Source organism: Photorhabdus luminescens subsp. luminescens (genome assembly GCF_001083805.1).
Taxonomy (GTDB): domain Bacteria; phylum Pseudomonadota; class Gammaproteobacteria; order Enterobacterales; family Enterobacteriaceae; genus Photorhabdus; species Photorhabdus luminescens.
Genome location: NZ_JXSK01000003.1, coordinates 462704 through 477918, shown reverse-complemented (window position 1 = coordinate 477918; position 15215 = coordinate 462704). Strand labels below are relative to the sequence as shown.

Below are 15215 nucleotides of genomic sequence, written 5' to 3'. Positions count from 1 at the left end.
GATGGAACTTAAATAACGAATCACTTGTATCTCACCGTTAAAGATAAATTTATTAAATAACGGCAGTTATAATACCGATGACATTACGGTATTTCATTGATTGAATCATCAAGATGTTTCTACTCCTAACAGGAAATTAAGTGAAGGTCAGGTTGTTCTATATATTGTGAATTATTCTCCCTGAGAACTGGGTTATTTTTGTAATTTCATCCTTCATTAGATTAACAATAAATTAATTTCTATTGAGTTTGTAACACTTTCTTACAAATTCATTATTCTTAAATGAAAAAATGAAAATTTTTCTTGCCATTTGGTGATGATTTAATAATCATAACCTAAGTTCCGTTATATGGACGGTATGACTGAAATTTCAAATTCTGTTCCCTTATTCAAAGGGACTAATTGATGGGGATGCACTGCTGTATCCCTGTCGCTCAACTCATTATTACTCACGGTATAAGCGATGTTTCTTATCTGAGGTAATAGGATTTTTACTGTTTTATTCATTTTTAGATAAATCAATAAGTTGTGGTCATATTGAGGTGTTTGTGCTGATTTCATCAGTATGGATGCTTTTGTGATGATGAAGGTCATTGATGGCCAGACGGGAGAACTCCTGTGGGATTTTTATCCCATGATGTTCGGGCTGCGCCCTTATATATAACGTTAACAGTAAGGAAAGAATATCAATGAGCAAATTAAGCCCACTCGATTGTATTGATTGTAAAAACATACTGAAAAACTGGCTGGAATTTCAGTTGGTGGATGAACAGGGGAAACCCTTGGTCAATATGCCTTATCGTTTGAAAATCCGAGGAAATCCTCGGCTGGGACGTAAGGGCGTTACCGATGGCAATGGATTATTAAGGGAAGAAGATATGCCATCCCAACCGGTAACCCTGTATATCGGCGCCCAACCACTGGCCGATGAAATGGAACGGCGTCCATTGCGGGAAATACGGGGTGAAGAGGCTTCGGTGGTGAAACCGAAAGCAGAAACCGAAGGCCATCAATATCGCTATGTGACTATCGGGCAGATTAGTGATGGGGTGCCGGAGATTCAAGGGTGGGACCACAAAGACATCCCACCCCCTTATCACTTCCCGGACCCAGAACCACAAGGCTATCAGGTCCATCCGATGAATCGACGGTATGTTCTGGAAGTATGCCCGTTTCGGGCCTGGGTTCTGCTGTTGCATCATCAAAAAGAGTATTCCATTGTGAATGCTTATAACCAGAGCTTAATGAGCGTGCTGGCTTATGCAGATGGGGATGTCAATGTAGTAGGCTCGGTTAAACACTTTTTTAACCGGCAAATGGTGGATGTCTCGAAGTTACCTTATCAGGTGGAAAAAGTGTCAGCGGCCCCTGTGGTTTATAATGTACCGTTTAGTGAACGTTATACTGAGGTGGAATTTATTGATTCACGAGCAGGGAATAATAAACAGGGTGATACCAAACTGTTTTATGCCGCCAGCGAAAAAGACATGATTGTCAGTTGGCGGGGCACGGTTACTCTAGAAAATTACCTGACTGATGCCACCTTCCAACCATTGGCTTTAAATTGCGATGATGATAAAGCGTTATGCAGCGAATTTATTCATCATGGCAAAGTGCATAGGGGGTTCTGGGAAGCTTTTAATCTGATTGGAAAATTAACTGTCCACGATGAGAAAGAAAAAACAGTATTCGGTGAGATCATTGGATTGGCTAAAAGACGGAGATTATTTGTCTGTGGTCACAGCTTGGGCGGTGCGTTGGCATTACTACACAGCGCACAACTGAAAGAACACAATCCTTGTCTCTACAGTTACGGGATGCCGCGAACATTAACTCGTAGTGCAGTAGAGGAATTGTCCTCCATTATCCACTATCGCCATGTTAATGAAGATGATGTAATTCCTTCCGTACCATTTGAGCAGGATATGGATAATGGGTTTTTCAAGTATTGGACGCTGGCAGGGTATGATTGGGAAATAGTGAAACTAGTGTCTCCATCACCGATTGTTAAAGCCATTAAACAAGCGACTATCAGTAAAGAAATCTATTTGCATCATGGTAAAGTTGTGCATTTTTTTAAAGCTAACAGTTGCCCGGAATGGCTTATTTCCGCCAGGAATTTCTCCCCTATAATGGGTGTTGCTGAGGAAATATTGGATAACACCACAAAGCTCTATTTAATTCCTGAATTAAACCAGGAAACAGAAAAAGATTTTTCTCTGGCTGGCGAGCAGCAAAATGCGTTGTTTAATCAGTTAAGTCAACAAGAAAAAGACAAACTGTTTGTTGAAAACAGAAGTACTGATTTAAAAGGGGGATTCGGATTTTCTAATCATAGCTCGTATAAATATGCCGGTTATATTGATAAACGACTCAGGGAGTTATGCGAACCGGATAAGATTACGGTCTATCAGGATAGTCAGCGTCAATTTAAGGCGAAAATGGATAATCATAAGATGCTTATCCCTGACAATATTTACTACCGAAATCTCTATTTTCTGGATATGGATAAGCAGTTAGTAAAATCACTAACCGTGAGCCAGCAGGAAGAACAAGGAACACTGGCCTTACAACATTACTGTGATAAGAAGGAACTGTCTGTATGAAAATATTGAAAACAACGCTGCTCTTATTGTTTCTCTATTTTATTTACTGGGCGTTTGGCGACACCTTTTTCAACTGGCTTTTCCCTTTTACATCTGACGGAAAGGAAAAGATGATCACTGTGGAGGGAGTGGCGCCAAAGTATACGGAACCGTATGTGTATGCGCAGTATATATCAAAAGATTGTCTTGAATATCAGTTGGATGCAGGAATGTCGCCTTATCAAGTGCCGACTTATTATGGATTGGAGTTGAATGTAAAAGCTGATCCACAAACCGGTTATTTTCAGGTGAAATTACCTTTTAATGGCGGGGGCTGGTGCAAATGGAGAATCAATCGGGCCTCTGTGTCAGTAAATTATACCGATGCCACCCATCTGGTGAAAGATGCGAAGCCATATGGGGGAACAGGTTTAACTGCATTTATCAATGATGCGACCCAGACATATCTTAACGAAACAGCAACATTAAATACTATAGATTACCGTCCGGTTATTTACCCTGTTTTAGAAATGATTGACGGGTTCCCCAAAAGAATATCCTTGCTAGGTGAAGGCGAAATGCGTCCATTCAGGTTGATGTTAACTCCGGGAGCGGAATGGAAGATTATCTATAAGCCTAAACTGAATGAAACCAAGATGCCGAAAGTGATTATTCCACCGGGTAAAGAACCTGCGAGGATTGAATACCCGGATGGGAGCATTGATTGGAATAATGATCGAATTGAATACTGGAAAATAAAGTAACATCATTAAGATCATACCGCCAGTTTACCGATGCGCTAACTCCAGAAAATAAAGGGTTCATGTGAATGATGGATTACATTTTCTCTGCCATGTTATCGATTTTCAGGAAAAAAAGTCTAGGATCTATAGCCATTGTAATACCATAATAAAAAGGAACTCCAATATGAAAATAACGTTGTCATTATTATTTCTCTATTTTATTTCCTGGGCAATTGGCGATACTTTTTTTTACCCGCTGAAAAGACCCGAACCACGTTTAAGACCCGGACTCACAAAGGTCAAGGTTTTAATGAGTTGCGCTTTGAGGATGCAAAAGATCAGGAAGAGATTTACCTGCACGGGCAAAAAGATCTGACCGCCCATATTTAGCATGATGCTTACTGGCATATTAAACACGACCATAAACAACGGATCGATAGTAACCGGTACAGTGAAATCCATGCTGATGACCACCGGAAAATCACCGGTTCCGGTAAATACAGTACCGATGGCGATGTGTCGCACCGTATCACCGGCAGTCAGCATTTACAGACTGGGGATGCATTGGTGGCTGAAAGCGGACAGGAAACGCACCTGAAAAGCGGCGGTAAAATGGTGTTGGAAGCGGCGTCAGAAATTACCTTAAAAGTCGGCAGTCATTTTATCCGGTTAACTCCCGGCGGTATTCTGACTTCGCCGAATTTATTAGTCGGGCAAGGTTCAGCCGGTACCGGGCGCGGCTTATCACTACAACTACCAGAGGGCGTTGCGCCTCTGCCGGGGGTTAAATATCCGGCCAGACCGCTTTGCGTTGTGCAGGCTCAATTGGAAGCTAACTTGATTATCGATAACCAGGAGGATGTATGAACATGTCCATAAACTGGCAGCAATGGTTGAATGTTGCCAATAAACCGCCCGTTTTCTTTATGCTCAATTCATTGGCAAAGCCGAACACTGTCACTCTCTTTTATAGAAACGACTGGGTAGAGCAGGCTTTCCCGCTATACAGCAATACCCCGATGGATCACATGCTGGCGCAAAGCCCCTGGCTGGTTCAGCCCAAGTCAGGCTGCCTGTCAGTAATTGGTCATTTGCTTGATAGTCATGCCTTGAGCGATAACAGTTGGGGATGGGCTTATCGCAGTGAAAATTTATGGGTGCGACAGCTTAATCATTGGCGTTCACGTCAGCAGGTGATATTACAGGAGAAACAGGTGCTCTTGCGTAGTATGGATTCGCGTATTCTCAATCAATTATTACCGGCAATGGTTATCAGCGATTGGTCGGGGTTTCTAACGCCGGTGTGTGAATTAATGATAGATGCGCCTGAGCCGCAGGTTTATTACCGCCCTGAGAATTGTGGTCAAAGTGAACATGAAAAGCCTTTTGTCTTAGGCCATCATTTAATTGAGGCTTGGTTCCATTCTGATTACGCCTTGCAAGGGCAGGTATTCGTACTTATTAGCGATTTATGGGAAAACCTCGGTGAATTGGCTGAGAAATTGGATAAGCCGAGAGGGAAATTACAGGAACGAATTATTGATTGGCTGAAAGTGCGTTTAGAAAACGGAGATGGCATTAATAATCTTACCAGTGCAAATTACTTACAGACATTAGGTGAGTGATATATGACTATTAAGTAGCGTATGCATGTTTGCATTAAATAATAGCTCACTTGAGGAAACTCAATCCGGTTTGTGTGATCTGGCAATCGCCAAAAAGAAAATATTAACCCAACCGGATTGAGTTATGCCAATTATTAGCATCTATACTCGCTTAACTTGAAATTGACGATAACTCAATTTCTATTGAATTTGTAACACTTTCTTACAAATTCATTCTTCGTAAATTAAAAAATGAAAATTTTTCTTGCCATTTGGTGGTGATTTAATAATCATAATCTAAGTTCCGTAATATGGACGGTATGACGGAAATTTCAAATTCTGTTCCCTTTATTCAAAGGGACTAATTGATGGGGATGCACCGCTGTATTCCTGTCGTTCAACTCACTATTACTCACGGCATAAGCGGTGTTTTTTATCTGTGGTAATAGGATTTTTACTATCTTGTTTCTTTGGTGACGAAATCAATGAACGCTATTCTTGACAGGATATTTATGCTGATGAAGGTGATTGATAGCCGGACGGAGAAATAACGTTATAAAGAAGGAAGTCAAACTAATGGGTATATCAGATCCACGCTTGTGTTTTGATTGTAAGCGTTTTTTGAAAAACTGGGTGGAATTTCAGTTGGTGGATGAACAAGGAAAGCCGCTGGTCAACATGCCTTATCGCCTGATTAGTCGCGGCACCCCGGGTTATGTGCGCCGAGGGGTAACTAATGGTTTCGGTGTGCTTAGAGAAGAGGAGCTGTTGCCTCATCCGGTGACGCTATATATTGATGCTCAGCCGCTGGCCGATGAGATGGAACAGCGTCCGTTGCGAGAAAAACGCGGTGAAGAGGCTTCGGTGGTGAAACCAAAAGCGGAAGCCGAAGGCCATCAATATCGCTATGTGACTATCGGGCAGATCAGTGATGGGTTGCCGACGCTAGATGATTGGAATGATCCTAAAAAAATTCCGCCTCCCTATCATTTCCCGGACCCGGAACCACAAGGCTATCAGGTCCATCCGGTGAATAGACGGTATGTTCTGGAAGTATGTCCGTTTCGGGCCTGGGTTTTGTTGCTGCACCATCAAAAAGAGTATTCCATTGTGAATGCTTATAACCAGTGCTTGATGAGCGTGCTGGCCTATGCTGACGGGGATGTTGATATTGAAGGTTCGGTTAAACATTTTTTTAACCGGCAAATGGTGGATGTTTCAAAATTGCCCTATAAAGTGGAAACATTATTGGCAACACCTGTAGTTTACGATGTGCCGTTTAGTGAACGTTACACTCAAGTGGAATTTATTGATTCAAAAGCAGGAGATAATAAACAGGGTGATACTCAATTATTTTATGCGGTCAGTAAAAATGATGTGATTGTCAGTTGGCGGGGTACAGCCAGCAAGCGAGATATCCTGACGGATGCCACATACCAACCTTTGGAATTAGGTTGCGATGAAAAAGCGCTATGCAGCGGATTTATTCACAGCGGCAAAGTACATAAAGGGTTTTGGGAAGCATTTAGCCTGGTTAGCAAGTTAAAAGTTCCTAATAATACGGATAAAAAAGTATTTCCCGATATTACCAAGTTCGCTACAAACAAAAAATTATTCGTCTGTGGCCCAGTCTGGGTGGCGCACTTGCATTACTACATTGCGCACAACTGAAAGAATATGATCCGTGTCTTTACAGCTATGGAATGCCCCGGGTGTTAACTGCTAGTGCAGTACAGGAACTGGCAGATATCACCCATTACCGCCATGTGAACGAAGATGACCCAATCCCTTCCTTACCACCGGAAAAAAATCTGGATAACTGGCTATATGATTGTTGGGGACCACTCGGCTATCTATTCAGCCCTGTTGAATTGTTGGATGTTACCAAAAGCGGTGAAATTTTCCTGCATCACGGAAAAATAGTGCACTTTTGTAAAATCAATCTGGTTATTGAATGGCAGGAAGAACGTAATCCAAGCAACCATATACGACTCAGAACTACTTTACCCACCAAAACAAAATTATATTTAATTCCGTCGCTAAACCGTGAAACGGAACATAATCTAAAGGACGCAGGAGAGATTCAGAAAGGATTTTTTAAGCGGATAAGAGATATGGATAAGGCCAAATGGTTTCCATTGAACGAGAATCCAACCGAAAAGGATGCCTTGGGTTTCCCTGATCATCGTTCAAGGAAATATGCCTGTTACATTGGCGCACGACTGGCGGAGTTGATTGCACCAGATAAATACCATTTTTTTCGAGATCAGGAACAACTATTTGAAAAAACACTGAACGATAGGGCCGATATTGTTGCTGATATTCGGCAACGCGATGCATTATTTTTACAAATAGACCATCAACTAAAGCAAGCTCTGATTTGCACTCAACAAGATCAACAGGGACCGTTAGCTTTAACACGCTATATAGATAATGCTGTAGGAATTGAGGAAAACTTACCATGACAAATATCAAACAATACTTATCGGTCTTGTCAGTGATTTTAATATCTGGCTGTGCTGATCCTAATGAGCCGCTTTCTCCGCCCAAAGAAAATCAGTGGATCACCGTAGAAGGAGTGGCACCGAAATATACCGCACCTCATGTGTCGGCAGAGTATATCTCAAAAGATTGCCTTGAGTATCGTCTGGATTCCAATATGTCGCCTTTTAAGGTACCAACCTATAACGGATTACGTTTGGAGGATGTAAAAGCTGATCCACAAACCGGTTACTTTCAGGCAAAACTACCTTTTAATGGCGGGGGTAGGTGTAAATGGAAAATCAACCGAGCGTTTGTGTCAATCAGTTATACCGATGTCCACCATCTGGTAAAAGATGCAGTGCCCTATGGGGGAACAGGTTTAATCGCATTTATCAATGATGCTGCCCGGACAAATATTAGCGAAATCCCCGCATTGAATACGATTAATTTTAGCCCGATTATTTATCCTGTTTTAGAAATGGTTGAAGGATTTCCGAAAAGCGTGTCCTTACAGGGTGAAGTTAGTATGTATCCCTTTAGGTTGAAGTTAACACCGGGCGTTAAATGGAAAATCACCTATAAACCTAAGCTGGATGAAACCAAAATGCCAAAAATCACGGTAACTAAAGGGAGAGGAGAATGGGTTGAATATCCCAATGGAAGAATCGACCTCCGTCGCCAAACGATAGATTACTGGAAGATAAAATAATATCTCCTTCTGTAGGCATTGAGGAAAACTTACCATGATAAATATCAAGCAATACTTATTTGTCTTATCCGTGATTTTAATATCAGGCTGTGCTGATCCTAATGAGCCACTTTCTCCGCCCAAAGAGAATCAGTGGATTACGGTGGAAGGGGTAGTGCCAAAATATACAGAACCATATGTATCCGCTGTGTATATCTCAAAAGATTGCCTTGAATATCGTTTCGATTCCAATATGTCGCCTTTTAAGGTACCAACTTATAACGGATTACGTCTGGATGTAAAAGCTGATCCGCAAACCGGTTACTTTCAGGCGAAACTACCTTTTAACGGTGGTGGACGATGTAAATGGAAGATTGACCGAGCCTTTGTTTCGGTAAGTTATACCGATGTCAGCCATCTGGTGAAAACTGGATGAAACCAAGATGCCGAAAGTGATTATCCCACCGGGTAAAGAACCTGCGAGGATTGAATACCCGGATGGGAGCATTGATTGGAATAATGATCGAATTGAATACTGGAAAATAAAGTAGCATCATTAAGGTCATATCGCCAGTATTTAATTAAAAATCAATGTATTGTTTTCAGTAACTATTTATATTTGCATTCCAGGACGAAATTCCCTAAAGATTCACCAAGGACATTATTTAGATTTTGGTTTTAGAGAGGCAGTATGAATTTAATAATCGCTGATGCCTTGGAATATAAAGGTAGGATAAAGAAATTTGCGTCTGGGAATAAAAATGTCATTATATTCCTTTTTCTTTTATTACTTCCGGCAAAGTTCAGTGGTATCTTTGAGGTTTTAATAACTTTATCTTCCAATATTATTATTCCAGATGGCTACATAAAATCATTTTATTTTACTGCCATATCTTTAATGGTATATATGGTATTTTATTTGATTAACATAAGGTTTTTTCCTTCTGCAAAGGAGAATTCAATCATCGTTTCTTTGGTAGGTAAAAAAACGTTGTTTTTTAGTCGTATCGTTTTTTTTATTTATAGTGCTTTTCCGATAGTTATTTTCTTCTTTATAGGTTTTTTTTACGAAAATGTTAATTATTTGCATTACCTTTCATCTGTGTTTTTTTTGATAGTTTCTTTTGCTGTAATTGGATTTTGCTTATTTGAATTAAGTTTTTTGCATTTTTTTATTGTTGCTGTGTTCTTTCTTCTGGCGGCATCATTCAGGAGTGGAATATTATATGATTTGATTTTTACATTAGTTATTCCATTAGTAGCATTGATATTATATTTGAATTTCACACCATGTTATATAATTAATAGAAATAAAAAATTATTTTCATCAGGTTTTTTTTCATTGCCTTATATAATGAATCTTCGTTATTGTTTTAATAAAAATAAAATGTCTGTGCTTATTATGGCATTATCTGTTCTGCTTTTATATCTATTATGTGAAAGTGCCTTTTCTCAAATCCCAAACAAGGCTGATTATATATCATTAATATATGCCAGTGTTGTTTTATATATATGCATGTTGTTATTTTATAATCTATCATATATTGAAATAAATTATCTTTCATATTTGTCCAACTTTTTATCTGTGCGGAAAATATTCTTTTTTAATTATGGTATTTCTTTGTTTTTTATTTGCTTTGTTTTTTATTTTTTGCTTTCTTGTTGTTAAATCTTTTCCTGTGATTATATTTTTATCTTATGCTTTTCTTTCTATTATTGTTTCTTTTATTTCTCTGTTGAGAACGCAATACACGAAAATTATTATTGTTGGTGTTATTTTCTTTTTTACGTTATTTTTAGGGGTTATTTATGCTTGAAGTTATTGGGTTAGAGGTTGTTATTAATGGTAAGACTATTTTTTCAGGAGTCAATTGTGATTTTCGGGTTGGATTAAACCGTATTGCGGGAGTTAATGGGGCGGGTAAAACGACTTTTCTTTCAAGTATTGCTGGTGTAAATAAGGTTAAAAAAGGAATGGTTAATTTTATAAAAAAGGGAGAAAAGAGCCGATTTAATTTGCAACAGCATGGTTTTTATCTATCGGATAATGTTAACTTTTATAATTTCATCACGGGAATGGATGTGATTAATTTAAGTCAGCGTTATAGGAAAAGTAATTTAAAATATCAATTAGATTACTATTTAAATGGTTTTGGTATATCTAATTATTCTGGTATTGAGTATGGACATATGTCACTTGGGATAAAAAAGAAATTTCTATTGACATCAGCTTTTATTACCGATGCGGATGTTTATATTTTTGATGAGCCAACAAATGGTCTTGATTCAGATTCTATAACATTTTTAATTGAATTATTGATTTCTCTTGCAGAAGAGAAAGTTGTTATTTTTAGTTCTCATGATGACAGATTTTTACAGCAATTGAATTTTATTACCTATGAAATAAAAGGCAATAAAATATGCTGCTACTCTATTTAGAACTCACAATGCAGTTTCTTATTTATACCCTTCATCTTTCAAGCTGCTGCTTTGTTGGCTGCTTTCACTCACCCCAGTCACATAGTTATCTATGCTCCTGGGGATTCGTTCACTTGCCGCCGCGCTGCAACTCGAAATCTATTAGGTATATTATATTCGCTCGTTAACATTAAACGAGCGAATCTTGATTCAATTACACGAGCGCGTCAGCGGACAAATCATTTTCATCTTCACTCACGGTAAACCACGGGAAATATTGGTTCTGCCGCAGCCAGCCTTTTGCCGTGATAACTTGGATTTCCCGCCCAATCGGATCATAGATATGAGTATCGGCATAGGCCTCTTTTCTGGCGCTGTCATCACTCACATATCGCCAGTCATTGAGGAAATAGGGCTGATAAGTTCGTATCGCCTGCCCCTTATTGTCATATTCAGTGCGTCCCGTAATCGCCCAGCGCGTTTTGGTATCTTCCATTTTTGTCACCAGAGAACCGTCTTGGTTACGTTGCCAGGCTTCGCCTGCCTCATGCCGCACAGCCGCTTGCAACAAACGGCCAAAACCATCACTGAATGCGACTTGTTGACGAATTTGCTGTTCAGAATCACGGTCATAACGGTCCGTAGCCAGCATGAGGTTGTGGGGAGGTAAACCGATGCTGTTGGTTAACAGCTTAACCAATGGTGTGCCGGCTTTTTGACTTTGTAGCCAACGGCGGCGAGCCAGTGCGCAAATACGCCAATCTTCTGTGATAATCCGTAAATCACGCAGTGTCTTTTGCTCTTCCTGCGTTAATGTGTTGAAGGTTTCCTGACCGAATAGCGGCATCCAACTGTCCGGCGCATAGACCAGACACTGCGCGACAGGGAGTGGTCCGGTCAGAGCAATGGCAGCATTGACATCGACTGGTGGAGTGAATGGTTTTGCTTCTGGTGAAGAGTAACCTGTTGCCACACCATTTTCGATTCCCCAGAAACGTTGAGTGACAGGGCGTCCTAGCGCATCCAAGGTTATGATATGCACATTATCGTTGATATCAGTCAGTTGCATAGGTGTGAGAAAACGCCAGTCATAATTGGCTGAGACAGTCAAACCAGCCGCGTCTTGGGTTTGAGTGATGACACAGTAGTGGGTATCCCATTTTAGAGTCGTTTTCCCGGTTAACTGGGTGTTACGTTGTGCGACAGGACGCCAAAATTGTACCTCAGTTCCGTAATCGGTATAGCCTTTGCGTGCTACCCAGACTTGGTTTTCGCCACTGAGTGGGAACAGATAAGGTTCTTGTTGGTATCCTGCTTGTGTCAGAAGGCCGGGTAATTCATCTGGCGTGATACCGCCATCAAATGCGGATAACAGAGATTCCGTTAATACCGCCGTTTCGGTAAAGGCGATTAAAGCCTGTCGTGTCGGTGTTTTCAGTGGCGTTGGATTTTTTCCATCGGTTTTCCCATCGGTATAGAACGTTCGTTGCTGGTTGAGGTATTCGCGAGGTTTATCATCGGCAATCAGGCTATTTTCAGCACATAGAGCTTCCAGATTTAAACCATCAACAGGCACGTGTTTAGCATCGTAAGTGAAAGCATCACTGCGTGTACCATCCGGTAATCCTAACACTCTGAGTTCATTAGCAATTAGATGATGCCAACTGGATTGCTGGTAGGTTAACCGCAATAGTTGTTGTTGGTCGTCATAACTGCTGGCAAACAGAGTATCTGGTAGTGTATCGGGATACGGATTGGTTGTTGGTTTATTGCGGCGGGGATATTGCACTGAAACCTGTTTCAGCGGTTGCCCGAATAGGTCACTGGACAGAGTGATATCCTGATTGCATTGGGGATCGCTGATGATACGTTCATAGTGATAACTACGACTTTCCACCACTGAGGCCCAGAGCACCGGGGAAAGGGTAGTGTTATCTTGTAATTGGCGCACTTGTGGGCGGGATTCAGTCACTGTATAGGGGATCTTCTGCTGTGCGCTGCCATCTAGCCCGTAGAGTTCACTACGCAGTGGTTGACCTTTTAGTGCCCGGTTTAACCAGTACAGATTGTGGTCATCTTCCGGTGTCAGTGGAACATCTTTGCCCTCTTTCCAGAGAGTAAAGTGTGGCGTAAAACCAGTGAAAGCCTGCGTATCACCGCGCCAATACCCGGCAGATAGCGTATTGTCTACCTCAGGGATTCCGGTGGCATACCAGTTTTTGGTAAGTGCCGGTGATGTACGTTCCGGCGCATTGCCTTGAGCCAGTTGATGGCTGTCTGTCTGCTCAACATAGCCAAAGCCGCGAAATTCCCGCTCACGTCCATCCCAGGCGCCGTGAGCGTAACGTAAAGTGGTCACTAATTTATTGCCGCTGATTTCATCCTCGGTTTCTGTTTGCCACAGGGTATGGACCGGGAAGGGCAGGTAACAGACCGGTGTTTGTCCGGTAGCTAAGGCTGCGGCTTTTTCATCCAGCCAAAACTGGACGGAGCTACGGTAATGCAGGGTGTGATGGGCTCCCATGTTGTTGTTCATTTCACTGAGTAACCACGGTTTCGCGTTGGTCAGATCGCAGCGCCAATGGTGTGGCGCCATATGCGGTACGCTCAGGATCAGGCTGACAACCCCTAATCCCTGTACATCAGCCACTTGTAGCTGGCAAGTATCATCAAAACGCAGGCCGTCAGGAAAACGGAGTGTGAATGGTTGTGCAAAACCGTTACCACTTTCATTGCTGAAAATATCCAGATGGTCAGCATGAACATAAATCAGATCGGCAGGACCACTACCGTCCAGATCGGCCAGATGAACTCGATCAGGATTAAAATTGGCGGCGGATTGGCTAAATCCCGGCAATGTGATTGGCTGACCAAAACGGCCATGTCCCAGATTTGGCCAGCAGGTGACTTTCGTCGCACTAACTTCAACCAAATGTGCTTGGCCTGAACCGAGTACGTCGCTAAAGGCCACTAACTTACGCGCATCGGCGCCCGGTAACGGCAGGGTGATACCACCGGATTGCACCACATCCCGTCCTTCGGTAAAACCATCACGGTTATTGGCATACAAACGCACGCTTTTGGGACCAATCAGCACTAAATCGGACAGCCCGGCCCCCATTAAATCCGCAAGTTGGGCGCGGGGATGGGTATATTCTATCGGTAAGGCGTGCAACGGCGTAAAACGTGTCCAACTGCCATCTGGATGCTGGCTGTGATAACCCCTTAGCCCCGGACCGGTGATAACCCAATCCAGTTGCCCATCACCATTAATATCCATCAGTGAGGCGTTATCCTGAATAGCGGGCGTGATAGGAAGGAGTTGCATTTTGCCCCAGGTGACCGCATTCATCTCTTCCCCTGTCTGACGTTGAGCAGATCGATACCACCAGCCATTTTTATCCTGATACAGAATACCGGGTACGCCTTCGCCTTGCAGATCAAGCAGTTGCCAGCGTTGGATGGTGTTGAAATTCGCCAGTACATCCATTGGTCGCCAGAGTGCTTTTTGTTCTGGTTCAAAAGGCTGATAAGCCAGTTCCAATGGCGGCAGGGCGACCGCCGTTGTGCCATCTTGCTCATGTCCCACTCGGCGGACAGAAACGAGCGTACTGACCACCGCGTTTTCGTCATAATCCAGTATCAGACGTGAAACTAATGCGGGTTCATCGTCGCCTTTTGCCTGACCAGACAGGGTTTGCAGACGGTGAAACATCAGTATTTGGCGACATAAGCGCCGGGTGCGCAATGCAAAACCGTATTCATAACGGGAAAAACGGTCTTTGCGGCAAAGCCAGTTACTTGTGGCTTTAAATGGCGGCATTTCAGATAAGCTGTTTTTGCGCTCACCGTAATCAAATACTAAACAGAACAACCAGCCAGATTTGAGTGGATCATCTCCATTTAGCGTGGGAAATACTTCGCTGGCGGTTAGATTACCGTAATGTACTACTTGCAGGTAGCGCTGGACGGTTGTGTTCGGGTGGGCTGTGAGTTCGTCAGTTTCGCAATCAGTTTCATCTTCGGCTCGATACTGATAATAAATCTGCTCGCCGTGGGATGATACCGAGGCTTCCAATAGCCATTGCGCTGTTTGGTTAACATTTAGTGGATTGCTGATGCGTGCTTGAGGATTTTTGCCCAGTAAATGGGCTTGTCCGTCGGGGCTGTATATCAGCCAGAAATCGGTTGCGCCTGTTGTTTGGGGTTGCCAGTATTCCAACCGGCTAAAGTGGCTTTCCAAACGGGAGCGATAACCGGTAACGGTGAAGGTCATCCCCAAATTGATGCCCTGTAATGAGGATTCACTGCGGATATCAGCTTGACCTGCCTCATTTAATGCTACGACCAACACTTCACCTTCCGGCCCCAGAAAAGTATCGGTTTCATCATAATTCGGCACGCCGGTACTGGTGCGACGACGAATTGTCATGACGTTACAGTCCCAACCGAGACCGAACGGGCTGTTACCGGTTCCGCTGTTGTAGTTCAGCGTGAGCGAGGGGGCATAACCACGTCCGGCAGAAATGGGCAATGGCAGCGATAAGGCTGCCATACCATCCGGCCCGGCCGGCGTTAATGCTTCACCCATACCGGTAATGGCGCCGCCGCCCTTAGGTAATGACAGCTCGGTCATGCTGAATGTCTGTGAATTCTGCATAGAAACTCCTTACCAGACCCCGATTCGGGGCCT

Annotated in this window: 11 protein-coding genes and 1 pseudogene; 11 read left to right on the top strand and 1 reads right to left on the bottom strand. The window is 42.6% G+C overall.

Annotated features, from left to right (window positions below; translation table 11 throughout):
* Positions 1 to 689 precede the first annotated feature (689 nt).
* The 11 genes and pseudogenes from TI10_RS10365 (at position 690) to TI10_RS10320 (ending at position 10543) form a co-directional block, all read left to right on the top strand.
* Positions 690 to 2606 (top strand): lipase family protein, encoded by a 1917-nt coding sequence (locus TI10_RS10365; protein ID WP_049583225.1) that lies wholly within the window; start codon positions 690 to 692, stop codon positions 2604 to 2606.
* Positions 2603 to 3349 (top strand): hypothetical protein, encoded by a 747-nt coding sequence (locus TI10_RS10360; RefSeq protein ID WP_049583224.1) that lies wholly within the window; start codon positions 2603 to 2605, stop codon positions 3347 to 3349. The genes TI10_RS10365 and TI10_RS10360 overlap by 4 nt, the downstream gene beginning before the upstream one ends.
* Before the next feature lie 294 nt (positions 3350 to 3643).
* Entirely contained in the window at positions 3644 to 3718 is a 75-nt protein-coding gene (locus TI10_RS26620) for a bacteriophage T4 gp5 trimerisation domain-containing protein (protein ID WP_387554472.1), read from the top strand.
* Positions 3719 to 3844: 126 nt separating this feature from the next.
* Positions 3845 to 4195, top strand: a complete 351-nt coding sequence (locus TI10_RS26615) for a hypothetical protein (protein WP_049583222.1) — start codon at positions 3845 to 3847, stop codon at positions 4193 to 4195.
* Entirely contained in the window at positions 4192 to 4953 is a 762-nt protein-coding gene (locus TI10_RS10345; protein ID WP_049583221.1) for a DUF4123 domain-containing protein, read from the top strand. The genes TI10_RS26615 and TI10_RS10345 overlap by 4 nt, the downstream gene beginning before the upstream one ends.
* Before the next feature lie 555 nt (positions 4954 to 5508).
* Positions 5509 to 6603, top strand: a complete 1095-nt coding sequence (locus tag TI10_RS26480) for an alpha/beta hydrolase family protein (protein ID WP_336431690.1) — start codon at positions 5509 to 5511, stop codon at positions 6601 to 6603.
* On the top strand, positions 6507 to 7397 hold the full coding sequence (locus TI10_RS26475) for a lipase family protein (protein ID WP_336431692.1): 891 nt from the start codon (positions 6507 to 6509) through the stop codon (positions 7395 to 7397). Before TI10_RS26480 ends, TI10_RS26475 begins: the two co-directional genes overlap by 97 nt.
* The gene (locus TI10_RS10335) at positions 7394 to 8125 is read left to right on the top strand and encodes a hypothetical protein (protein WP_049583220.1); all 732 of its coding nucleotides are present in this window, start codon (positions 7394 to 7396) and stop codon (positions 8123 to 8125) included. The genes TI10_RS26475 and TI10_RS10335 overlap by 4 nt, the downstream gene beginning before the upstream one ends.
* A 34-nt stretch (positions 8126 to 8159) precedes the next feature.
* A pseudogene (locus TI10_RS10330) lies at positions 8160 to 8531 on the top strand (hypothetical protein); the annotation flags it as partial.
* 264 nt (positions 8532 to 8795) lie between these two features.
* A complete protein-coding gene (locus TI10_RS10325; RefSeq protein ID WP_049583218.1) occupies positions 8796 to 9773 on the top strand; it encodes a hypothetical protein in 978 nt (325 codons plus the stop codon).
* Positions 9774 to 9913: 140 nt separating this feature from the next.
* Positions 9914 to 10543: an AAA family ATPase gene (locus tag TI10_RS10320; protein WP_049583217.1), complete on the top strand. Its 630-nt coding sequence runs from the start codon at positions 9914 to 9916 to the stop codon at positions 10541 to 10543.
* Between the two features lie 193 nt (positions 10544 to 10736).
* On the opposite strand, the gene TI10_RS10315 is transcribed toward TI10_RS10320, so the two are convergent.
* Positions 10737 to 15182 (bottom strand): SpvB/TcaC N-terminal domain-containing protein, encoded by a 4446-nt coding sequence (locus TI10_RS10315; protein WP_049583216.1) that lies wholly within the window; start codon positions 15180 to 15182, stop codon positions 10737 to 10739.
* Positions 15183 to 15215 lie beyond the last annotated feature (33 nt).